This is a genomic window from Tolypothrix sp. PCC 7712 (genome assembly GCF_025860405.1).
Classification (GTDB): Bacteria; Cyanobacteriota; Cyanobacteriia; order Cyanobacteriales; family Nostocaceae; genus Aulosira; species Aulosira diplosiphon.
Genome location: NZ_CP063785.1, coordinates 5,916,002 through 5,939,391 on the forward strand (window position 1 = coordinate 5,916,002; position 23,390 = coordinate 5,939,391).

General features: G+C 40.7%; 18 protein-coding genes and 1 pseudogene. 6 read left to right on the forward strand and 13 right to left on the reverse strand.

The features are described 5' to 3' along the window. Positions 1–587 precede the first annotated feature (587 nt). Positions 588–1,400, forward strand: coding sequence for a hypothetical protein (locus HGR01_RS24285; protein ID WP_045870805.1), 813 nt, complete (start codon positions 588–590; stop codon positions 1,398–1,400). 431 nt (positions 1,401–1,831) lie between these two features. Here HGR01_RS24285 and HGR01_RS24290 read toward each other — a convergent pair whose 3' ends face one another. Together HGR01_RS24290 and HGR01_RS24295 are read right to left on the reverse strand one after the other, a co-directional pair. Then, on the reverse strand, positions 1,832–3,712 hold the full coding sequence (locus HGR01_RS24290) for an HlyD family efflux transporter periplasmic adaptor subunit (protein ID WP_045870804.1): 1,881 nt from the start codon (positions 3,710–3,712) through the stop codon (positions 1,832–1,834). A gap of 145 nt (positions 3,713–3,857) precedes the next feature. Beyond that, positions 3,858–4,592, reverse strand: a pseudogene (locus tag HGR01_RS24295) (peptidase domain-containing ABC transporter); the annotation flags it as partial. Positions 4,593–4,645: 53 nt separating this feature from the next. On the opposite strand from HGR01_RS24295, the gene HGR01_RS24300 reads away from it, so the two are divergent. Next, positions 4,646–5,956: an IS701 family transposase gene (locus HGR01_RS24300; RefSeq protein ID WP_096621593.1), complete on the forward strand. Its 1,311-nt coding sequence runs from the start codon at positions 4,646–4,648 to the stop codon at positions 5,954–5,956. On the opposite strand, the gene HGR01_RS24305 is transcribed toward HGR01_RS24300, so the two are convergent. The 3 genes from HGR01_RS24305 to HGR01_RS24315 all read right to left on the reverse strand — a co-directional run bounded on the left by HGR01_RS24305 (position 5,953) and on the right by HGR01_RS24315 (position 9,536). Then, positions 5,953–8,169, reverse strand: a complete 2,217-nt coding sequence (locus HGR01_RS24305) for a peptidase domain-containing ABC transporter (protein ID WP_264263571.1) — start codon at positions 8,167–8,169, stop codon at positions 5,953–5,955. The genes HGR01_RS24300 and HGR01_RS24305 overlap by 4 nt on opposite strands. A gap of 99 nt (positions 8,170–8,268) precedes the next feature. Beyond that, entirely contained in the window at positions 8,269–9,000 is a 732-nt protein-coding gene (locus HGR01_RS24310; RefSeq protein ID WP_045870802.1) for a peptidylprolyl isomerase, read from the reverse strand. Between the two features lie 230 nt (positions 9,001–9,230). Continuing rightward, positions 9,231–9,536, reverse strand: a complete 306-nt coding sequence (locus tag HGR01_RS24315) for a hypothetical protein (protein WP_096621764.1) — start codon at positions 9,534–9,536, stop codon at positions 9,231–9,233. 451 nt (positions 9,537–9,987) lie between these two features. Here HGR01_RS24315 and HGR01_RS24320 point away from each other — a divergent pair, with 451 nt between their 5' ends. Beyond that, positions 9,988–10,905, forward strand: coding sequence for a CAP domain-containing protein (locus tag HGR01_RS24320; protein WP_045870800.1), 918 nt, complete (start codon positions 9,988–9,990; stop codon positions 10,903–10,905). 215 nt (positions 10,906–11,120) lie between these two features. On the opposite strand, the gene HGR01_RS24325 is transcribed toward HGR01_RS24320, so the two are convergent. Further along, positions 11,121–12,434: a hypothetical protein gene (locus tag HGR01_RS24325; RefSeq protein WP_045870799.1), complete on the reverse strand. Its 1,314-nt coding sequence runs from the start codon at positions 12,432–12,434 to the stop codon at positions 11,121–11,123. A gap of 492 nt (positions 12,435–12,926) precedes the next feature. Further along, positions 12,927–13,424: a hypothetical protein gene (locus HGR01_RS24330; RefSeq protein ID WP_045870798.1), complete on the reverse strand. Its 498-nt coding sequence runs from the start codon at positions 13,422–13,424 to the stop codon at positions 12,927–12,929. A 473-nt stretch (positions 13,425–13,897) separates the two neighbouring features. Between HGR01_RS24330 and HGR01_RS24335 the strand changes: the two genes are divergently transcribed. Next, on the forward strand, positions 13,898–15,151 hold the full coding sequence (locus tag HGR01_RS24335; protein WP_045870797.1) for a glycoside hydrolase family 10 protein: 1,254 nt from the start codon (positions 13,898–13,900) through the stop codon (positions 15,149–15,151). Positions 15,152–15,252: 101 nt separating this feature from the next. Here the strand turns inward: HGR01_RS24335 and HGR01_RS24340 are convergent, their stop codons facing one another. The 3 genes from HGR01_RS24340 to HGR01_RS24350 form a co-directional block, all read right to left on the reverse strand. After that, a complete protein-coding gene (locus tag HGR01_RS24340; RefSeq protein ID WP_045870796.1) occupies positions 15,253–15,444 on the reverse strand; it encodes a DUF6887 family protein in 192 nt (63 codons plus the stop codon). Next, complete coding sequence (locus HGR01_RS24345) at positions 15,441–15,617, reverse strand: DUF6888 family protein (RefSeq protein ID WP_168160981.1); 177 nt, start codon at positions 15,615–15,617, stop codon at positions 15,441–15,443. The genes HGR01_RS24340 and HGR01_RS24345 overlap by 4 nt, the downstream gene beginning before the upstream one ends. 67 nt (positions 15,618–15,684) lie before the next feature. After that, on the reverse strand, positions 15,685–17,181 hold the full coding sequence (locus tag HGR01_RS24350; protein ID WP_045870975.1) for a site-2 protease family protein: 1,497 nt from the start codon (positions 17,179–17,181) through the stop codon (positions 15,685–15,687). A gap of 188 nt (positions 17,182–17,369) precedes the next feature. On the opposite strand from HGR01_RS24350, the gene HGR01_RS24355 reads away from it, so the two are divergent. Further along, the gene (locus HGR01_RS24355) at positions 17,370–18,149 is read left to right on the forward strand and encodes an MBL fold metallo-hydrolase (protein WP_045870795.1); all 780 of its coding nucleotides are present in this window, start codon (positions 17,370–17,372) and stop codon (positions 18,147–18,149) included. On the opposite strand, the gene HGR01_RS24360 is transcribed toward HGR01_RS24355, so the two are convergent. Together HGR01_RS24360 and HGR01_RS24365 are read right to left on the reverse strand one after the other, a co-directional pair. Beyond that, complete coding sequence (locus HGR01_RS24360; protein ID WP_045870794.1) at positions 18,142–19,401, reverse strand: glycosyltransferase family 4 protein; 1,260 nt, start codon at positions 19,399–19,401, stop codon at positions 18,142–18,144. The genes HGR01_RS24355 and HGR01_RS24360 overlap by 8 nt on opposite strands. A 244-nt stretch (positions 19,402–19,645) precedes the next feature. Beyond that, a complete protein-coding gene (locus HGR01_RS24365) occupies positions 19,646–20,506 on the reverse strand; it encodes a phosphate/phosphite/phosphonate ABC transporter substrate-binding protein (RefSeq protein WP_045870793.1) in 861 nt (286 codons plus the stop codon). Between the two features lie 196 nt (positions 20,507–20,702). On the opposite strand from HGR01_RS24365, the gene HGR01_RS24370 reads away from it, so the two are divergent. Next, entirely contained in the window at positions 20,703–21,614 is a 912-nt protein-coding gene (locus HGR01_RS24370) for a DUF3365 domain-containing protein (protein WP_045870792.1), read from the forward strand. Between the two features lie 19 nt (positions 21,615–21,633). On the opposite strand, the gene HGR01_RS24375 is transcribed toward HGR01_RS24370, so the two are convergent. Continuing rightward, positions 21,634–23,019, reverse strand: a complete 1,386-nt coding sequence (locus HGR01_RS24375) for a serine/threonine-protein kinase (RefSeq protein ID WP_045870791.1) — start codon at positions 23,017–23,019, stop codon at positions 21,634–21,636. Between the last annotated feature and the right edge of the window lie 371 nt (positions 23,020–23,390).

Below are 23,390 nucleotides of genomic sequence, written 5' to 3' on the forward strand. Positions count from 1 at the left end.
AAATATTTAAAAATATTTTGTAGTGGAAATATTAAGTGGGAAATGATGCAACTTAAATGTGAATTCTTTGATAATATCGTGCAATATCAGCAAGCTGAACGCGCCATAAATTTAACAATTTGAAGTGGTTAGGGATGCACGGGATAAAAATTTTTATTCTCCCTGGTATCCCTATATTATTATTAAATAAGCAATGTCTATAACCCACATTCCGCAAGACCCGAGAATTCATTTTCCGGCTAATAGCTCAAGTCTACTGAAGTAGACTCAAAATTTTGGAAATACAGCAGATTGCAAGTTGGTGAGGTACAATTATCTCTACCTCATTTACCCAAAGCTGTATGTAGAGACACAGCATTGCTATGTCCTCAAAATGTAGTTCAAAATATTCCAAGAAGTCTCTGTTAAGCTAATGCGCGTCTAAATTGCATAACTACTAATCAAGACTGTTGACCGTTGACTGTCAACCGTCAACAGTTAACAGCCCTCACGATTGATTGTGCAACTTAAAAGCAGAATAGCGTACTTTTTTCCGTTCCCTGCTCAAAGGGCATGGTAATCTCAATTACAGGACTCAACAAGTTAACATGACCGCAGCCAGCTATCCACCTCCTGTAGATCGCCTTTTGAGCTATGGTGATTGTCGCAACTACAAAGAATGGCCAAATTATGTAGCAGAACTTGGTCTTAAACCTGAGCATATACCCGATTTAATTCGGATGCTCACTGATCAAGAACTCATATGGGCTGATTCTGATAGTGATGAGGTTTGGTCTACAATTCATGCTTGGCGATCGCTAGGACAATTAAAAGCAGAAGATGCGATCGCACCACTGTTAACTCTGTTTGAAGAACTAGAAGATCTTGACTGGGTTAGCACTGAAATGCCACGAGTATTTCAAATGATTGGCCCGGTGTCAATTCCCGCACTGAGTGCTTATCTGGCTGACGATCAATATCATATCTATGCTCGCACTACAGCAGCAGATTGTATTAGTCAAATCGGCCAGCACTACCCAGAAGCAAGAACTGAGTGTGTTAACGTTATTACCCAACAACTAGCGCTATTTGCTAGCAATCATGCGGAATTTAATGCCTTTCTCGTTTCTAACTTAATTAGTTTAGAGGCTGTCGAGTCTGCGGATGTAATTGAGCAAGCTTTTGCGGCTAATTGTGTAGTTCCTTTTATTGCGGGTGACTGGGGTGAAGTACAAGTTGCAATGGGGCTGAAAACCCGTGCAGAAATCCCAGAACGCAGGTTCACTCCGCGAGAGGTGATGGATTATTTTGCTTCTGTTGATGGATCTGTGGATGATTCTAAAAATTCCCGTGGTTTTGCACCAGTAGCTAAACCTGCAAAGAAGAAGTCAGGTAAAACTTCTCGCAAGAAAAAGAAATAATTCATAATACTTTTACCATTTGTGCTGCAATTTGTAGAACACACAAGTGATTAGTAATTGAGACGTATAGCTCACAAAATATTTATGTTTAAAAACTTTTTTGGAGTTATATCTATTATCTAAATAAGTACAAATTTTATGTAGTAGCGTGGCAAGGCTAAAATAGTGCATTAGATTGGAAAAATTAACCGCAGATGAACGCAGATAAACGCGGATAAAATTGATTTTTAATGCAACATTTAAGGCTTGCCACGCCACTACTGGCGTGTCTAGACTAAAGTAGTGCATTAGATGGGAAAAAATTAACCGCAGATAAACGCTGATAAAATTAATCTCTAGAGCAACATTTAAGCCTAGACACGCTAATACATAAATTTCAAAAATCAAATAAGAGTCCTTTGATTAATAAATCAATTGTCTCGCATCAACCGCTAACGAGTATATTTCAAACTTTCTACTTTGCCTAAAAACTTATCTGTGAAAATGCTCATAACGGTGCGCTTGCGAATATTCACATTTGCACTCAAAGACATACCAGATTGTAAAGGTACTTCTGTACCATTGATATTGATAGATTGTTTATCTAAACGAATTTCCGCCGCAAAACGATAGTAAGGATGGGTTTGATCGGGTGGTAATGCATCGGAACCTACGCGCACTAATTGCCCTTTAATGTCACTGAATTCGGTGTATGGAAAGGAATCAATTCTGACATCAACAGGCATTCCAGGTTTGATAAAACCAATATCGTTGTTAGTAATAAAAACTTGCGCTACCAGGTTTTCTGGCGGCACAATTTTGAGAATCGATTCACTGCTGTTATAAACATAGCCAGAACTACGCGGCTTGAGGTCAAACACAATACCATCATTGGCAGCTCGCAGTTCTTGGTATTTCATATTTACCTCGAGTTCCCGAATTTCGCTGTTAAGTTCTTGGATTTTTTTGTTGTTTTCAACAATGACTTTGGTAAGTTGACTATCAATATCAGCGATGCGCTTTTCGTTATCGGCTATTTTGCTGAGTAAATCTTCTTGGGAAAGAGCGATCGCATTTTCTAGTTTCCTTTGTCCTTGGGCGATCGCTAATTTTAGCCGTTCTACTTCCTGTTCGAGGCGGTTGACTTCTGCACGGCTAGCTTCTGCGGCTTGTTGTTTTTCTAGGTAAGGTAAACGAGCAAATGCGCCTTTATCTACGAGGCTTTCTAAATTGTTAGCAATTTCTAGATTTGTGGACAGAGTACTTCTAGCGTTAATTAGTTGCACTTGCGCTTGATTTAACTGCCGAGTTAACTGTTCTCTATCCAAGCGCACCGAGTCAATGCGGGTTTCTTTTTCTAATTGTCTAGTTAGTAGGCGCTGTCTCATCTGTGGGTTTAAGTCCCGTACTCCTAAACCTTGGTTTAATTCTGCACGGAAAAGTTGATTTTCTTTGACTAACGCGGCACGGTTTTCGGTGAGTGCTGCTAATTCTGGAACTTCCTGCAAATCTTGCCAACTAGCATTAGCCGTGAGCGATCGCATTTGCGTCTGATAATATTTATTTTCTGCCAACAAACTGGCTCGGACTGCTTGCAGAGAAGCTAATTTCGCCTTACTAGCGGTGCGATCAAAACTTACTAATAGGTCACCTTTTTTGACTCTTTGCCCTTCTTGGACGTGAATCTGATCAATTACACCGCCTACTGGTGCTTGAATTTCTTTGACAAATCCTTTGGGTTCGAGTTTACCTTGCACTGGTACAGATTCGTCAATTTTGGCAGTAGCAGACCAAACCACGGCAAAACTTGTAACTCCAACTATGCTCCAGACTATCGCATGAGACCAAGCACGAGATTGTTTTAAAATGACAGGCTGATCGAATTCCTTTTTCTTTTCCTGCCAAGGAACATCCGAACTAAAAATACCTGTATCACCTTGTAAAAGCAGCTGCCATTGACGTTGAGCATCGGGAAAACGTTTCCAGATAATTAATATGCTGCCAACAATGAGCATGAAGAAAAAACCACCCATCGGTAACAGCAAATCTATTTGTAGAGGCCGAACTTCTGCAATTTGATTGAGATGATTGTATTTATTTGTGGGATTAACGAATTTTTCTGTTTGCGTTTGCGCTACGGAAGTTTGTTGATTATTCTCTTGAATTGGAGGTGAAAACGCTACCTCCATGCTTTCTGGTTGGCTAACGCAAGCACTCGTATTAGATGGTGGGGGAGTGGTTTCTTCAGCACGAATTTCTTGGCAATGATTAGCAGGTGTTTGCGAAACATTTGAACATTGTGTGCAAGCTAACAGCAAAGATAAATCTGGCATAGTTCTGCTTGGTTGTTTTCTTGGTCAAGGCTTTAAGGGTTAAGATTCGAGGGGACAGAATCAAAAGTCAAGGCTCAAAAGTGGTTGTTTATGTCACCTTTACTGCTGCATCTGTTGAATTCTCAGTCCCATTCTTCAATACCCTCTATAATTGCGATTCTTGTTGTTGAAATAGACAGTAATAACGTCCTTTCATAGCCATGAGTTCGGTATGTGTTCCTTGCTCTGCAATTACACCCTGATCCATGATGATGATTGTGTCGGCATTTTTGACGGTGTTCAGACGGTGAGTAATAAATAAAACGGTACGGTCTTGAAAGAACTCCATCAAATTACGACATACTTGTTGCTCAGATTCGTAATCTAAAGCACTAGTAGCTTCATCGAGAATTAATAATCTCGGATTTTGTAACACAGTGCGAGCGATCGCAATTCGTTGGCGTTGTCCCCCAGAAAGGGCGGAACCTCTTTCGCCAACTTGTGTGTTGTAGCCGTTAGGTAGTGCCATGATAAAATCGTGGGCGGCTGCGGCTTTGGCAGCAGCAATGATTTCTTCGGTAGTTGCGTCTGGTCGAATGAGTGCGATATTTTCTTGGATTGTTCCTTCAAATAATAAAGTATCTTGTAGCACTATCCCAATTTGACGACGCAAAGAATTTAACTCTACTTTCCTTATATCATAGCCATCGATTTGAATTTGCCCTGCTACTGGTTCGTAGAGACGGGGTAATAATTTTGTCAAAGTACTTTTACCAGAGCCACTTTGACCAACTATACCAACGAAGGTTCCAGGGGCAATTTCCAAATTAATATTGATTAGTTTTAAGCTATCTTCTGGGTTAAAACCAAAGGAAACTCCTATGTATTTAACCCTGTTTTGTCACTCTGGCAGTAGTATAATAAGGTAAAAATGCTAGAACCAAGACACAGAGCATGGTACAGCCCCGTCCAGCCGCACCAACAGTCAAATTTGTGGACGAATATTGCCAGTGGTATAAAAGTCTGTTTCCAGATGTTAGGAGTTTCGAGGCTTTTAAATATCTCCATGTAGGCTGCATTTCTGATCTAAAACGTAAAACATTGCCAGAAATAGCAAAAATCGTAGGATTAGATAACCAGCAAGGGTTGCATCATTTTCTAACTACATCACCTTGGGATATAGAAAAGTTAAGAACCTTAAGGTTAGAGTTAATTTTACAAGTGCTAAAAGGTAGACCAATCATTTTAATTATTGATGAGACAGGGGATAAAAAGAAAGGGAGCAAGACAGATTATGTGAAACGGCAGTATATAGGAAATTTGGGAAAAACAGATAATGGAATTGTGGCAGTGACAGTATATGGTGTTTTCTGTGGGATGACATTTCCATTACTGTTTGAAGTGTATAAACCCAGGGAAAGATTACAGGCAGGAGATAAGTACCGCACTAAACCAGAAATAGCAGCAATACTGATAAAAAAGCTACAATCAATGGGTTTTAAATTCAACTTAGTACTTGCAGATAGCTTATATGGAGAGAGTGGTAAGAATTTCATATCTGTATTAGATGAACTAAACTTGAACTATATAGTAGCGATTCGGTCAAATCATTATGTAGAAATACTTCCACGACAACATATTCAATATTTAAAGTGGCAGAAGTTTCAAAGGGTATTCTCTGACTTGAGTCGGGAAAATCGATTTATTAGAGAAATTATTCCGGGAAAACGTGGAGAACTTAGATATTGGCAAATTACTACAGATCCAGAAAATTTGCCTGATAACACTACTTGGTATGTGATGAGTAAATATCCAGACATTACGCCAAGAGAAGTTGGAAATTTTTACGGTTTAAGAACTTGGGTCGAGTACGGGTTAAAACAAAGTAAGAATGAATTAGGTTGGTCAGATTTTCGCCTGACTCACTACCCAGATATTGAGCGATGGTGGGAAATTATTTGCAGTGCTTATTTAATGGTTAGTCTGCATTCGGAGCAACTGTTTCAGTCTCCATCACAACGAGAGTCAAAATTTGTTTCACATCCTTGGTGGGATAATGGAAATGGCTGGAAGAACATTCTTAACAATCTTCGTTTGATTATTCAACCTTTTACTTTATTTAATCTGATATATCCCTGGTTAACGGTTTTTCCTATTCCTCAATTAGCTTTGGGTTTTTTTAAACTTCAATCTATTATTTATAGCCTCACCAGTTCAATTTTTATATCCCTGATTCACCCTGATTTCTACTTTTCCTCTGCCTAGAGTGACAAAAGAGGGTTAATAGCACCTGCAATATCTGGGAGTTGAATATTGTTGCGATCGCTGGCATTAACTTCTGGCGCTGTATCTAAAATATCACCGAGGCGTTCTATGGATAATGCGACTTCTTGGAAGCTTTGTGAGAGTTGAATTAAACGCAGCAGTGGACTGGTAACATAACCAGCAATAATTCGGAAGGCAATTAACTGTCCTAAACTCAGTTGATTGGAAATCACTAAATGCGCGCCTACCCACAAGAGGACAAAGCTAGAAAATTGATTTAAAAATCCACTAATAGAATTGGCGGTACTAGAAGTAAGGACATTCTTAAACCCAGCGCTAATATAACGCGTATAGCGATCGCGCCATTGCCAACGAGATTTTAATTCAATATTTTGGGCTTTGACTGTTTGAATGCCGGTGAGAATCTCCACTAAATAGGATTGCGTGTCAGCGTAGCGTTCGGCTTTTTTGCGTAATTGTTGCTGCACAATCGGCACCACAAAAGTTGTGAGGATGGCAAACAATGGTACAGTTGCCAAAGCTACGAGGGTTAAAACCCAACTATAAAACAACATGATGCCGATATAAATCACGGAAAATACGGCATCTAAAACTACAGTTAATGCTGTCCCTGTGAGAAATTGCCTAATATTTTCTAGTTCATTAATTCTCCCGGCTAATTCTCCGACGCGGCGACGCTCAAAATAATTCAGGGGTAATCTTAACAGATGCTCAATTACTTCTGAACCCAAACGAATATCGATGCGGTTAGTAGTATCGGCAAATAAATAAATCCGCAAACTCGTTAACGCCGCTTCAAATACGCCAATTACTAACAAGAAAATCCCTAAAATATCCAGAGTATCGAGGCTTTTTTGAATTAATACAGTGTCGATAATGATTTGGGTAATAATTGGGTTAGCCAAACCAAATATTTGTACAAAAAAAGAAGCCACCAAGACTTCCATCAACACCAAACGGAATTTATAGATGGAAGGTAGGAACCACCTTAAACTAAATTTTTCTGGGCGATCGCCATCTGCCTGTTCTACTGTTAATACTGGCCCGGATTGTCCCCAAATATTGGCAAACTCTGCGGGTGTATATCTGGCTATCCCGCTTTCTGGTGCGGCTACGATGATTTCCCGTTCGGTAATTTTGTACAGCAAAGCCAGATTTTCTTGGAAGTAAATCAGCGCTGGCGCATTTAAGCGATTAATTACATGAGATGGAACGTTAACTAATTGGGCTTGCAAACCCATCATTTCCACCACTGCGCCAGCTACTGGGAGAGTAATTTGCTTGTGGGTTTTGAGTTGGTTCGTTAGAACTTTGCGGATTAAATCACGGCGGAAAGAACCCCCCAATATCTGATTCAACATCTGGAAACAAGCCAAAGGCGCGTCAATAGGCCCTTTTCCCGATACCAAGATAGTTTGCGCTGGCGCAAGATTTTCGCTGTATGGATCTGGTGGATATTCTGGTGCTGGCGCAATTTTTAACTCGGAAGTCTCTTCCTGAGGCGCATCCCAGGGAATACCCAATATGCGAACCTCTGTAGTACTTTGCCAATGTCTACCCTCGCGTGGCAATAAGCGAAAGCCGACACTCATATGATCAATAATGCCAGCGCTGAGTATCCACAAGTGGTCTTTATCAAATTGCAGAGAATTGATTTTTCCTGGTAGTAAATTCACCACCAACGTATCTTGCCAAAGTTGGCGCGCTAAATCTTTGGCATTAAAGCTGGTATCTGGATGACGCTGGAGTTCCTGATTTACCAGTTCAAAAACTTCAATAATGTGGGAATGCGATCGCACTGCTTGGGCAAACTCTGGTTCTTGTTCCATTAATTGCATGAATTCCAGAGAATCCAGCGTCACAGCGATCAGTTCGGACGAGGCCATAACAGCCTCGCAACTTATGCCTCGTACCAATCCCAACCAACCCAGAAACTCTCCTCTTTCAACCACCGTCAAACTACTGGGAGAGTTAGTTTGTAAATCGTGACCTAATACCCGCGCTTGTCCTTGATAAATTATCATCACTTGCGCTGGCATTCTTTCCCTAACTAACATCCACTGTCCGGTACGATATTGCAACAGTTGGCATTTAGCTGCAACGCTTTCTAAAGTTGTTGATGAAAGTTGAGTAAATGGCGGAGTTACAGCGAGAAATTCAACTATTTCATTTTCAGTAATACCTGGCTTCATCCCATCTGATACTCCACGCAATGGTTGACAGCTTGTCTAAAAATTTTGCATCAAAATCCAAAATCTAAAATCCAAAATCTAAAATCCAAAATCCAAAATCTAAAATCTAAAATTCTCTAATTCGGTTTTGATTTGTGTTTGTATCCAAGCTTCAAAGAGTTCATCTAGTAAATGCTGCTGCATCGCTTCATCTAACTGTGCAGGCAGAAATTGTTCTAAGCGAATAATTACATACCAATCAGCGATTAACTGAGGCTTCCAAAGTTGACCAGGTTGACTGGCAAAAAGAATCTTTTGAATTACGGGATGCGGTTGAGATAAAGGAACTGGCCCAACCACCCCTCCTGTTTGGGCTTCAGAACCTTGGGAATACTGTTGAGCAATAGTTGCAAAAGAATTCTCTTCTTCCGCAATGCGAAAATATAGCTCTTGGGCTAAACCCTCATCTTGGGTGCGAATCATGGAATAGACAACTTGGTCTAAATCTGATTTACGTTGCAGAAAATAAGACTCAAGTTTGTTTCCCCACATCTGCAATTGAAATTTGCGGATTAATATGGGACGAATTGCTACCTCATACATGATTGCTTCCGTTAGCTGATTTTTTTGCAACCATGCGGCTTGTTCCTCCAAAGAGGTGAGTTGGTAGCGTTGACGGAAATGTGCGATCGCCGAGAGTGTTTCTGCTTCTGTGCAGTTAAAGGGTGCGATCGCTTCGTCAATCAGTTTGGCACGTAGTACCTGCGGTAATAGTTGGTAACGATTCAGCAAAGACAGCAATTTTTCTGCCTGAAGAATTTCGTTCCCCGCTTGTAATGTTGGTGTTGTCATAATTTCTGACTAGCACTTTGGCATTCTAAGGTTTGGGCAGAAAACTGTACATCCCTACGCTGTTAGCGTATCTAAAACTACTAAGAGTCCTTAAACCCATCTCTTGTTCTGTTCAGGAATTTTTCATTACATCCGGATTTTTTTCAAGAAGCCTTTGTAAATTTTTTTAGTCTGAATTTATGATGGCTTCTTGAAAGCTTTAAATTATATACGCTTTTTAGAGTAATTTATTACAGCTTTACTGGGCTATACTGATTTTTTATAAAAATTTTAGTTAATTTAGCTACTAAGTATTTAATAAAAATCTCTCTGTATAGCTCATCAATAAACGCGCTAATGCTTGCAAAAATAAAATTTTGTATAAAAACTAGAAACAAAACAAATGTATAAATTATTTTTTTACTACCATGTGACGGTTTATCGACCGTCACAAAGCCAGTGTCAAAAAAGCTACGGTATCTTTTATCCTGAGGTGAAGTGACTGATGTATTACTACTTACATCTTTTCCTCTACCAACTACGGTGTCTGAATCCATCTGCCAGAACTCATACCAATTCTCTAAAATTCGGCAACACATACACCCAAACTTTCAAATCCAGAATCGGCCGAATTTTCACAAATTACCAATTGGTATCAGGCATATTTACAACACCCCTAACAGAGGAAGTCGCTGGAGAGGAAAGCCTCTCTAACAATTAGCTTAAATCTACCCAATACAAGACTTTGCAGTTTTACGCAAGCTTGTGACAGTTTTGCTTTTACACCCCTTCCAATACTTGTTGGTTAAGGGGAAAAAGGAGAATGGTTCAAGGGAAAGAAACAACCTTTCACCCTTAACCTTTAACCTTTTCCCCAACACCAATTTTGAGTTCAAAACGCTTAATTGAGTAGTATTGACACCTCTTCAGGTTTGCTTCTACCAAAAATTGCAGGCAAACTCATCTCCTGCTGAATTCATGTGAACAAATCTTTATGAGGATAGATTCATGGCAACAACAACTAGCCCAACATTTGAACAAAGAGTTTTAGAACTGACCAATGTAGAACGCATCAAGAGTGGTTTGAAACCTCTGCAAGGCAATGCAGAACTTAACTATGCTGCCGATCAATATGCAGAATCGATGGCAAAGAACAATTTCTTTAGTCATACCGGGCTAGATGGTTCGCAAGCCTGGGATAGAGCCAAAAAAGTTGGCTTTGAAGCCCAAACAATGGGAGAGAATATAGCCAAAGGACAAAGAACACCAGAAGAAGTTGTAGCAGCTTGGATGAAAAGTCCGGGACACCGAGCAAATATTCTTAATCCCAGCTTTACTCAACTCGGTGTTGGTTTTCAAGACAACTATTGGGTGCAAAACTTTGGTAGCAATGATCGAAACCCTGCAAGTTATATTCCAGGTTCAGGTTCTCAAGCAAATCCTACACCAACACCCACTCCCACACCAACCCCAACACCTACCATCGGTAAAGAAATCAAGGGTGGAGACAGTAACGATGTCTTAAATGGTACTGCAGCTAATGATGTGATTTGGGGTGGTAAAGGTAACGATACCCTAAATGGCGGTAACGGTAGCGATCGCTTAATTGGTGGAATCGGCAGAGATAAATTAACTGGTGGTACTGGTGGCGATACCTTTGTTTATCAAAGTCTGCAAGACAGAGGAGACACCATTACTGATTTTTCTGTTAGCGAAGATAAAATAGACCTGCGCCAAATTTTCAGCGGTCAAGCTTACAACAGCAGCAATAAATTCAGTGATTTCATCAAATTCCAACAATATGGATCTAATACTATTGTTGGCATTGACGTAGATGGAAACACAAAACCTGGCGGGTTTCAGGGCTTTGTTCTCTTAGAAAAAGTCAACGCCTCTAATTTAACCGCTAAGAACTTTATCGTCTAATTCTTCAAGTTCCTCCGCTCCACTTTGCAGAACAGGGCGCAATTATTGCGCCCTTACTTAATTTGCCAAGAGTCAAGAGTCAACGGTCAAAGGTTAAAAGTTATTTCTTCCTTTCACCCATTCCCCCTTCCCCATTCCCCATTCCCCCTTCCCCATTCCCCATTCCCCCTTCCCCATTCCCCATTCCCCCTTCCCCATTCCCCATTCCCCATTCCTCACTTAGCACCACTATTCAACCTATTCCAACCATTCACCACCAGCACCAAGTTTTGTGGTAATTTATTTTGTGAAATATCGCTATATCTCACTGTTCCCTCTCGGCTAGTCAGGGTAAAGGTAATATAATCAGCCGCACCTTGAGCTACTGGATAACTCAAATTTTTAAATTCACTAAATTTTGCGCTTTCTAATAATCTGAGAAATTGTTTTACCTGTTGGGTAGAAACGCGGCGAACGCTACGTTCCGAATCATTAGCATCACCAATTCTGACTCGAATCAAGCTACCGTCATTGAGTAGAACAGTTTCATAAGTTCTCCCAGTAAAGCCACCGCTAGAAATTTGCCGAAATACAACATTCTGATCTAAAGGTGGTGGTAACTCACTTGCAGGAATTGGAACTGCGCCGCCTGTATTGTTATTAGAAATAGGACTATTCCGCAGCCGATTCCAAGCTTTGATTACATTCCGTAAATTTTTTGGTAATTGGTCTTGAGAAATATTGTTGTACTTGACGGTTCCTTCTTGGCTGCTGAGAGTGTAAGTAATGTAATCAGCTGCACCAATAGGCGCTGGATAACTTAAATTTTTGAATTCACTAAATTTTGCAGTTGTTAGTAATTGTTGGAACTGTTGTACTCTGACAAGAGAAACGCGGCGTACTTTCCGTTCCGAATCGTTAGCATCGCCAACTCTCACTTGAATCAAGCTACCATCATTGAGTAAAACAGTTTCATAAGTTCTCCCAGCAATACCACCACTAGAAATTTGTCGAAATACAACATTTTGCTCTAAACGTGGCGGTAATTCATTATCAGGAATAGTTACTGGTTGAAGGATACCAGTATTACCATTTCCTCCAGCAATTTGGCTGGCTTTTTCATTAAATCTAACTACGGAACCTACTTGATTAGTGTGATAAACCCATTTTCTTTGGTTATTAGATACGACAACTCGCCAACCTGGAACTAAAGCTTGAGTACAGATTTCATCAGGTTGAGGTAGTTCTAAGCAACCATTACGCCAAGTCCGTTGGCTCGATTCCACAACTTCTAGTTTTTGGCTTGAAACTACACCCCTCCGGGATAAATCTTGTAGCACCGCATTCACTACTGAACGTGGTAAGCTGTTTGGTCTAGCATTGCCTTTAATAGCTTCCTTTGTGGTTGCTGCTGACAAATTAACAGCCGCCGCACTACTAGTTTTAATGAATGTTAACCCGCTACCTACAGATAAAATTCCTGTTAAAACTAAGGCAGTGAAAATCCGTGCTTGATTTGCGGTACGAGACGCACCCAAAATATTTTTCATACTAAAGTAATAATTAGTTATTAGTAGAATAATTTTTAGCGAGCAGTCTCATTAAAATTCATGAGACTGATCACTAGTCTGCAACTATAGGATTCCTAGTTGATTTTTGCAATCCCTTTAGTCTGGACATTGGCACTGTATCTAGATTTTTGTGGGTATTACTCACCCTAAACTATTTGAAATTAAACAAGCGTCTATCTTCTGAAGCAGATGTGAAGATAGACGCTGATAAGTTTATTATTTGTTCCTGAATTTTTACAGCAAGATTTTTACCAGGTCAACCCAACCCAAATTTATGTAGTTCAGCTGAGCGGCCTTAGCAATATCATACACTCAGCTTTACTAGATATGAAATTTAAAATTATCAAGAGCATTAAGCACTGAATAGTTGCTGATTGTCTGGCGTATTCAATTGAATATGAACAGTTGCCCAGTCGTGGAGATTATTGATATAGACTGAGATGGAAATTGACATTGCGGGGAAAAAATGCATTAAGCACTGAGAGCAGTTTGCTCGACAAGTTGGCTGTTAGGCATATCAAATCTAATGGTACTAGCTGCCCAATCTTTTAAATCAGGTGCTAGCCATACTAGTTTCCGGAGGATTTCATCATTTACCCATAAAACTAAGGGGCAATGAAATTGTTTGCGGAACTCATCTCGCATGAGATTTGTACTCACGATGAGTTCATTAATATCTACTACAGATTCTAAACCGCGTACCATTAAAACATCAGGTTGGGCAACACCCAGTGTAGTTGAAATAGTGGTATACAGTGTCTCTGCCCCAGGCGGGAGGATGATCTCTTGGATCTGCACTGAGGAGAATTCTGTTAATAGATTTAGTACTTGTTGTTGTCTATTAGCTGAATTACAAGATGCCAAAATTAATGAAAAAGCACCAGCAGAAACCATCATGGCTCTTGCAAGCCTTTTGGTGGCCGCAATGGTATTTCCCATACCATCTTGTGAATTACTGAAGCTACCCATTAGTAAACCCTGCCTTTGGTCTTTAAAAGTATTAAAAGTACCTTAGCCATTTCAGTTTAAATTGTTGATCAACTTAAGAGCCAAGGTATTTCTGGGTAAAAATTGATAACAATTTATTTGATGACCTATAGTAATCCTACGCAAGATTATCAATTAGAGTATGCAGTGCATGACCCCACATTTACGAAAAAATAATGCGGTCATAGGTATTATAAGTAACAACAAGTAGTAGTGCCGAATATAGAAAAGTGTGGTGTATAAACGCTGGAAAGTCTGTGCCGCAAGGGATTAGGGGCATGAGGGGGCTGAGGAGATTGAGGTACAGAATAGAGCAGGGAACTAAAAGGAAACCAGTAATACAAAAGAACTAGTAACAAATAACAAAATAACAAATAACAAATAATAAATAACAAAAGAGCAACATCTATCCAGGTATTCTAGTCATGGTTTATGTTATGAGTTGCCTGTAACAAATGTTCAAAAAACTGGGAAAGTGGGTAGTGAATATTGGTAAATGGAATATTTGGCATCAGAGAAAACAGGCATTATTTGCCATGATAGTTACCCTCAGCATGGTAGCTACAATGATGCTGTCGTTCCCCTTAAATGCTCAAAATCCGCCAGTGCGATCGCTCGCTACGGAATTAAGAGGTGTATGGTTAACCAATATTGACAGTGATGTGCTATTTGAGCGCGATCGCCTAAAAAAATCTTTACAACGGTTGAGCGAATTAAATTTTAATACCGTATACCCAACAGTTTGGAATTGGGGGTATACATTATATCCCAGTAAAGTCGCCGCCAAAGCAACTGGGCGATCGCTCGACCCCACACCAGGCTTACAAGGGCGAGATATGCTCAAAGAAGTTGTAGAAGAAGGGCATAAACAAGGTTTAACAGTTATTCCCTGGTTTGAATTTGGCTTTATGGCTCCTGCTGATTCTCAATTAGCCAAACTTCATCCCCAATGGCTCACGAATCGCAGTAACGGTACGCGCATTGTCAAAGAAGGGACTCATGACCGAGTTTGGCTGAGTCCTTTTCGACCAGACGTACAGCAATTTATGCAAGATTTAATAGTTGAAATCGTTAAAAATTACAATATCGACGGCATTCAATTTGATGACCACTTTGGTTTGCCCTCAGAATTAGGCTACGATCCTTACACAGTAGCGCTCTATAGAAAAGAACATGGCGGACGTGCGCCTTCTAAGGACTTTAAAGATCCAGAGTGGGTGGCTTGGAGAGCGAATAAAATTACCGACTATATGAAACGGGTATTTACAGCCATAAAAGCAGCTAAAAAAGACTGTATAGTATCCGTCGCGCCTAATCCCCAACGTTTTTCTTATGATTTCTTTTTAGCAGACTGGCAGAAATGGGAACGCCTGGGATTGGTAGAAGATTTAGTCTTACAAATCTACCGTGACGACTTGAGTGTTTTTATTAGCGAATTAGAATACCCCGAAGTCAAAGCCGCACGCAGCCATATTCCCGTGAGTATTGGCATTTTATCTGGGCTAAAAGGCAGATCTATACCCATGCAACAGATTCAAACCCAAGTACAAAAAGTACGCGATCGCAATTTTGCCGGGGTATCATTCTTTTTCTATGAAACTCTTTGGAACATGAGTAAAGAAAAACCTTTAGACCGCCAAACCAGCTTCGGACAAATTTTCCCAACACGCACAGGATACCCGAATCTGTTAACAGGCTGGAAACCTTAGAGTTAATTTTCCTAACATTAAGCTCATCCCATACCCTTATAAGGGTATGGGATTTTATGTTGACTGTTGACGGTTAACAGTCATCAGTCAACAGTTAACGGTTAACTAGCTTGCTGTCCAAACCGTCTTTGTAATTCCGCTTCTGCTTCCTCAATTGTCATTGGCACATGATTTGAAGATTGGGCACGCCTCCTGTCGATGTAAACATGAAATGCTTCATCATCGTTGCGATGTTCCAAAATATAAACCCTTAACTGCTCTAGAGGCATTTGTTGAAAGTTAGGTTCTGTCATAACCAAAGAATTTCTCCGGTTGGTGTTACCTCAGCTTCTATGGAATTATCTGCCAAGATATATACATTTCTGGTACGTTCGTCCAATCTCACCAGGTCTATTCTTTTATAAACCCTAGTAAGTTGAGCGCACACCCGAATTGCGGATATTGCTTGTTTGGGTGTAGGCTCCATACACTTCCTTGATTATCTGTAGATTAACACCTCTTTACCTGAGTTTAGTGCCATTCGACTCAGTGTACTATCCTATGCCTAAACGCCCAGCCAAAGCGGGGGTTAAGGGCAAGAGGGTGCTAATCATCAAAAAGAGTGCTAAAAGACCTAAACCGGCTCTGGCATCATCAGGTTCGCTAATTTCATTCAGGCTGGGGCGTTCTAAATCCCGTTGTAAGAACAGAATTAAAATTGCCCAGTACATCGCTAAAGGATTAGCCAAGGATACTATACCCAGCAAAATTAAGGTTGCCAAGCTAGCTCTACCTGCGGTTTTGCGTCCATAAATTGCTTGCACTATGCGTCCGCCATCTAATTGTCCGGCTGGCATTAAGTTTAAAGCGGTGATCACTAACCCCAGCCAACCAATCACTACCAAAGGATGCACATCTACCAAAGGTGACTGTAAAGCCGAACCGAGGACAACTCGCGCCAAGCTACCTACTAAAATTGAGCCTTGGAAAAACTGATTTGGCACTTGGAATAAACTGCCTTGGTGAGATAGCAATAAACCAGCAATCAGCATTAACAAAGAAACAATTCCGCCAGCCGCAGGCCCTGCTAAGGAAATATCAAATAGTACCGTGCGGTTGGGTAATAAGGACTCAAACCGCGTAATCGCTCCAAAAGAGCCAATTTGCACAGCCGGGAGAAAGAAAGGCCAGCTAAGACGCACATTGTAACGTTGCGCCATTACCCAGTGACCAATTTCATGGGCTACCAAAATTGTTAATAGACCGATACCGATAGGTAAGGTTTCTGGTAGGCGTTGTAGTTGTCCAAATAAGTCAAAATTCAGCAGTATTCCCGCCGCTTCTAAACTAGTAGCAACTGTAGCCAGGAATAAGATGACAGCAAAAGACTTTTGCGCCAACGTCGTGGGACGCGGATCATTACGGCTAGGCAAAACGATCACCACAGGCCTGCCATCGGTATTCTCTACCAAAAATAAACGATAGCGATCGCCTATTCTTTCTTGCAAACTTTTACTCAGGCGATTGTGAACTTCCTGCGCTTCTCCCCGCAAATTACCTTTAAAAATTGCTCCTTCCTGGTAGGCGATGGTTTCTGTGGCAAAAAATGTGTCAATCCCAAAAATGCCCTTAATGGCGTTTAAATCATCTTCGGGAATTGTGAGTAGTTCAACTTTCAGTTCCGCAACACCTGCGGGAGGCTGGGAATTTTCTGTGGTATTGACTTCCGATGAAGCCTCAGCCGCCAGCCTTTGATTTGCCTTTTGTTTGAGTAGAGCATCTTGTCCAGCTGCGCGCAACTGCTTCCCTAAATAGATATACAATCCAGCAGAAGCCACCACCAAGAACAATATACCCACTATGTTGATGTATATTCCTGCTGCAAACAAACCAAAAAACAACAGCCACGGAGCCATCAACACCACCGACTGTAACCAGGCAAAGATTCCCAGTTTACCAAAAGGTCTGGCGCGATAAAAGCCCCAACCTAAGATGGCGAAAGCTACCAGCACAATTGTCGCAACGATAGAAGTTTCCGATAAAGTAAACATCTCCAAACCTTTGCTTTTGAGACCGAGCTGAGTAACAGTCCGGTATTGCAGATACATTAATTAATCTATAACGCCGCCTGTTCCCGGAGTAAGGGATAAATGCAGTTTCTTTCTTTTTCCCTACTCCCAGTTCCCCTGCTACTTCCGAAACCCCCTGATAATAAAATCAGGTGTTATCTCTCTATGCTATGTATTTAACTTGGTTGGACAACAATAGTTGGCTGATTGAAATCGCAGGTAAAAGCATCCTACTTGACCCCTGGCTAGTTGGTTCCTTAACTTTCGGTAATGTAGATTGGTTTTTTAAAGGCTCTCTATCTCAACAACGCCCAATACCAGAAAATATTGACCTGATTCTACTTTCTCAGGGTTTGCCAGATCATGCTCATCCGCCTACACTCCAGCAGCTTGACCGCAAAATTCCCGTTGTGGCTTCGCCTAGTGCAGCTAAAGTAGTGCAGGGTTTGGGTTACAGCTTTGTAACGGTCTTAACTCACGGTGAAGCCTTTACATTAAATCATCAAGTAGAAATTAAAGCTGTTCCTGGCTCGGTTGTGGGGCCGAATGCAGTCGAAAATGGTTATCTCCTCAAGGAGTTGGAAAGTGGTTTTACCCTGTATTATGAGCCACATGGTACTCATTCCCCCCAATTAAAACAGGCTGCACCAGTAGATGTGATCATTACGCCGATTGTTGACTTAACACTACCTTTAGTGGGGCCCATTATCAAAGGGACAAACGGTGCTTTAGAAGTAGCCAAGTGGTTACAACCGCAGGTAATGCTACCTACAGCCGCAGGCAAAAATGTCATCTTTGAAGGCTTGATACCTAAATTTCTTCAAGCTGTCGGCAGTGTGGCAGAATTTCGTTCGTTACTCACCAAGAACAATCTCACCACACAAGTAATTGAAGCATTACCAGGCGATCGCATTCAATTGCAATTACACAAACGCACTGTAGCTATTTAACTTTTTTGCCAAATCCACTGGGAAGTTTTGCGGCTTTCACAGTGGTTTTATTCGCCACATCCTTAATCATTTGAATATGCTTCGGGAGTAAATCAGCCAAATCGTAACGTTCGAGTACGTTTTTGCGGGCATTTGCTCGAATTTGCGCCATTTTATTTGGATGATCTAATACTTCATCAATGCGGTCAGCTATTTTTTGTGGTGAGAAGAAATCAACTAGCAAACCGTTTTTCCCATCTTTGATAATTTCCGTCACAGGCCCGGTATCAGAACCTAAAACTAAGCATCCTGTGGACATCGCCTCAATCATTGACCAAGAAAGTACAAACGGTCTGGTTAAATAAACATGGACAGATGATGCTTGAATCACTTGTAAATATTGGGCATAAGGCAAAGCGCCTGTAAAGTGAACCCGTGATAAATCTAGGGGTACTTTTTTCAACATCAGCTCTTTGTAAGTCATACCATCCGGTAAAGCTTTGCCATAGCAAACTCTATCTGAGCCAACAATTACCACATGGCAATTCGGTCTTCGTTCCTGAACATAGGCAATAGTTTCCATAAACTGCGGAAAACCGCGATATGGTTCCATCCCCCGTCCTACATAGGTGACAATTTCATCAACACCTGAGAGGTCAAGATTAGGTAGTACCAATTTAGCGTTGGGGTTGGGTTTAAAAAATTCTGTATCTACTCCATCATGGAGTACAGAAATTTTGCTGTGAAATTCTGGGGGAAACTGGGATCTTTGCCAATAGGTTGGTGACAATCCGCGATCGCAAGTATATAAGTCAATTAATATCGGTGAATTTTTTACCCGAATTCGCGCTACATCATCAACGCTGAGTGGCTCTGTGGGGTCAAAATCTGCATCTGAGCCATGAGCATGGTAAAACCACTCAAAATAACAGATGAGTGGTGTATCGGGAAACGCATCCTTCATAAATAAAGTCGGCCCCCAGCCAGAATGACCGCAAATTACATCCGGTACAAAATCTTGTGCTTTGAGTTGTTCCGCCAGTTTATATACGGCTTGTCCATGCAAAACAGCATTCTCTAGAGATTGCACATAATGATGAGTTGTAGGATGAGCATTGCGGTTGGGTTCAAAAACCGCCTTATGGATACCCGGTAGAGTCACATCTCGATTTTTTGTCCCAAAGACAACTGTATTTTTGGGGTCTTTAGCGAGAGTTAGCGCTATATGGCGGTACTGCGCCGGAAAGTTGTTATGGAGAAAGAGAAATCGCATTTTGGGAATGGGGACTGGGGAATGGGGAATGGGGAACTCGGGGCCCCCTCTGGGGATAAGGGGTAATGGGGACTGGGGACTGGGGACTGGGGACTGGGGACTGGGGACTGGGGAACTCGGGGCCCCCACGACCGCAGGGAGTGGGGATTAGGGGTAATGGGGACTGGAGATAAATAACTTTTGACCCTTGACCTTTGACCAATGACAAATGACAAATGACAAATGACCAATAACCAATGACAAACTAACTAATAATTAGCCGTACAGGTTTGTTTTGGAGTTGGGGAGTAATCAATTTGACTCGTTCAACTACAGAAATCATGTACTCGTAATCTGGGATTTTGCCATTGGGGACATACCCAACTTCTTGCGCTAATACTGAAGGAAACTCGCTCATGGCTTTGCGGATGTATTCTTGGCGGTTGCGTTCCACATTGGGGCCAATCAAAACTACACCAGGTGGTACGTAATGCGGGTCTGTGTAGAGTACGCGAAAATCAGTTTGTTGTAATTGTGATTTATAGAGATTAAATTCCGCAATTGAAAGCGCACCAGCTGTAGCCTTACCTATAGCTACCCATTCCATGACGGTTTGGGGTGTAGGTGCAGAAACTACCTCAGCCAGTATCAATCCATAAAGATTAAATAGGGGGAAATAATATCCTGTGGCTGAACCCTGCTGACCTAAAGCTACTGTTTGACCTTGTAGCTGTTTCAACTCAGTGATGGGGCTATCTTTGCGAACGATAAAAATCGAGCGCAAATTACTCACACCGACTAAAGGAAATAATGGCAAGTATTGATAACGTGCGATCGCAATTGCTGCTAACCCTGGTGGTGCAAATACTAAAGACCATGCACGGGATTCCAATCGCTCAATAGCTTTATTTTCATTAAAAGCAGGCTCTAGCTTAACGTGTGATTTGGTTTTTTCAGCTAAGTAGCGATTAAATTTTGCGAATTGGTTAATTATTTCTTCACCGCCACCGTAGCTAATACTACCTACTGTTAATGAACCAGAAGGCTGCTGTTTTGATTGACATCCTTTGACTGCCAAAAACAGCATTTCTAACAGAAAAATTCGACGATATAATTTACCAGACATTACTAATTTTGTTTATCAAGAAGTATTTTGATTTTTGGCTAAATTGCTCTATATTTAGCCATATACTACTTTAAATTAATATTTGTTTACTTTTGAAGTATCTGTTATAAACCAGTTATAAGTAAATTTAGAAGTAAGAATTAGCGACTTTTTCTTTAGGTGCTAATCTGTAAAATTTTGTATAGAAACAATAATTATGCTTGACAAAATTAAAAACTTAAAAATCGGTACTAAGTTTAATTTGCTGTTGATTATCGTTTTTATCATTAGCATTGTAGTCAGTGGCACTGCATTATCAAGTGTACTGCAGCGGAGAGCGCAGAACGAAGTGACTGATAAGGCACTAATTCTCATTAAAACTATGACTTCAGTGAGAAAATACACACAGGATCGTGTTAATCCCTTACTAGCGCCTCGCCTGGAGACTGAACCAGTATTTATCTCAGAAACAATTCCAGCTTTTTCAGCAACGGAAGTATTTGAAAATTTGCGTAAAAATGAAGAATATAAAAATTTCCTTTATAAAGAAGCTACTCTGAACCCTACTAATTTACGCGATAAAGCCGATCCTTTTGAAGCTCAAATTGTGGAGCGATTCCGTAACAATCCTAAACTACAAGAAATTTCAGATTTTCGAGAGTTTCCTGAAGGGACAGTATTTTATATTGCGCGGCCTTTAGCTGTAAGCCAACAAACTTGTCTGCGATGCCATTCTACTCCCGATCAAGCTCCTAAAAGCCAATTGGCTACTTATGGTTCGACTAATGGTTTTAACTGGAAACTGAATGAGATTGTAGCTGCTCAAATTATTTCCGTCCCTTCAGAAGAGGTTTTTAATAATGCTCAAAAAACTTGGGTTTTGCTGATGGGGCTATTAATTGTTATCTTTGCTGTGGTTATTGTGCTCATCAACTTTTTAATCAAAAAAACTGTAATTGAGCGGATTAGAAGAATAGAAAGAATCGCTCAAAAAGTCAGTACAGGTGACATGGAATCTAATTTTAATGAAGATTATAAAGATGAAATTGGTGGATTAGCAGCAGCTTTTAACCGCATGAAATATAGTTTAAAAATAGCTATGGATATGCTAAATCAACAAGGACAGTAACCAAGTAAATTGTTCAAAATTAACAAAATAAACGCTGCTGGAATTCCAACGATTTTTTACTGTCGGGAATTTGTGCAGATAAAAGATTTACCAGTTCTAAAGGTGTAATATTTGGCGAAGATTTTATCGCTTTCTGCACAAGAAAAGAACCCATTGGCCCAATTAAATTTACTAATTCTTGCTCGCATTTACGGACAAAACTATCGCTAATGGTTGGTGTGGAGGTCTGAGGTGAATTCTTCGGCTGAGATTGAGATTTATTAGTAGTTTGTCTCAGAATTAATCGAGACTTCTCTTCAAATTCAGTTTTCTGCTCTCCCGCAAGATGCTGGGTTAAATTATCAATTACTTCTTGGTAGCTATTTGCTGATGCAGCGATTTTCCTTAATAAAGTTGGTGCGAGAGGCCCAACAAGCCCCAATAGCATATCTTCTAGATGCTTGTGCTGTTCGGGAGTCAGAACTGAAGCTGTTGGCTGCTCAAATGTATTTTGTGTATTTTGTGATGAGAAAATTTGCGGTAGCTGAATCGCAGATAACGGCGGTTGCGTGAATTGATTTTCAATCTCTGTATCACTATTAATCTCGAGATTGCGTAACGCTTCTAAAACCTCGGCAGCAGATTGATAGCGTTCTTTAAAATGGTATAACACCATCTTAGATAACACGGTTGCTAAACCAGGGCTGACGTTAGCTTGATTTTCCCAAAGAATTTCTCCAGTGTTGGGATCTTCCTGAAGTTGTCTCGGATGCGAGCCAGTCAAAGCTTGAATACCAATAATTCCCAAAGAATAAATATCACTATTAGGACGGGGTTTACCTTGTCCCTGTTCTGTAGCCATATATCCAGGGGTACCAATGGCAATTGTAGTTTCTACATGTCCTGTAATTGCTGTTCGTAATTGAGTTTGAATTTGCTTAACTGCGCCAAAGTCAATTAATACTAATTTAGAATCAGTTTGCCGTCTGATAATATTATCCGGCTTGATATCTCGATGAATAACTTGGTGCCCATGAACAAAATCTAAGATACTCAAGATTTGTTGCAGAAGTTGAACAACTTGCTCTTCTGTCCAACGTCTACCAGGTAGCAGTTCTGCTTTCAAAGAATATCCCTCAATGAATTCTTGCACCAAAAAGAACTCTTGATTTTCTTCAAAGTAAGCTAAAAGCCGAGGTATTTGGTCATGATAACCCAGTTTTTCCAGGGTTTCTGCTTCGCTGGTAAATAACCGTCTGGCGGTGGTGAGGAATTCCGGATTTTGGGTAAAAGGTTTCAAATGCTTGACAACGCACCTGGGTGAACCTGGCCGATGAGTGTCTTGTGCAATATAAGTTTGACCGAATCCTCCTCCTCCGAGAACTTGGAGGACTTGATAGCGTCCGTCTAGTAAATTTCCTAACATAGTATGACTTGTCTAAGTCCTCACCTTAATCTTGACATAAGTACCACCTTAGGCAGCTCCTATTGAGCAAGAAGCCCCAGACTTGTATCGCTACTAAGTCAGTCAACAATCAAAATGCCAATTTTGTGGGCTTTTAACCTTTTTTAGTTAGTTTTGTGATTTGTTTGCAATGGTGATAGTTACGCAAAGTAGAAAAAACTATTCAATCACAAAACTGCTAAAGTCGGCTGTACATAGCTTTTTGCTTGCTGTTTACTTGTACTAGCCTTTTTTTGAGTTTTCCCATGACGCGCATCCATACTATGACCACAGACAAACACAAGCTGCCAGATGCAACGTCCATCTCCATCATGGTAACCTCAAAAATTTTA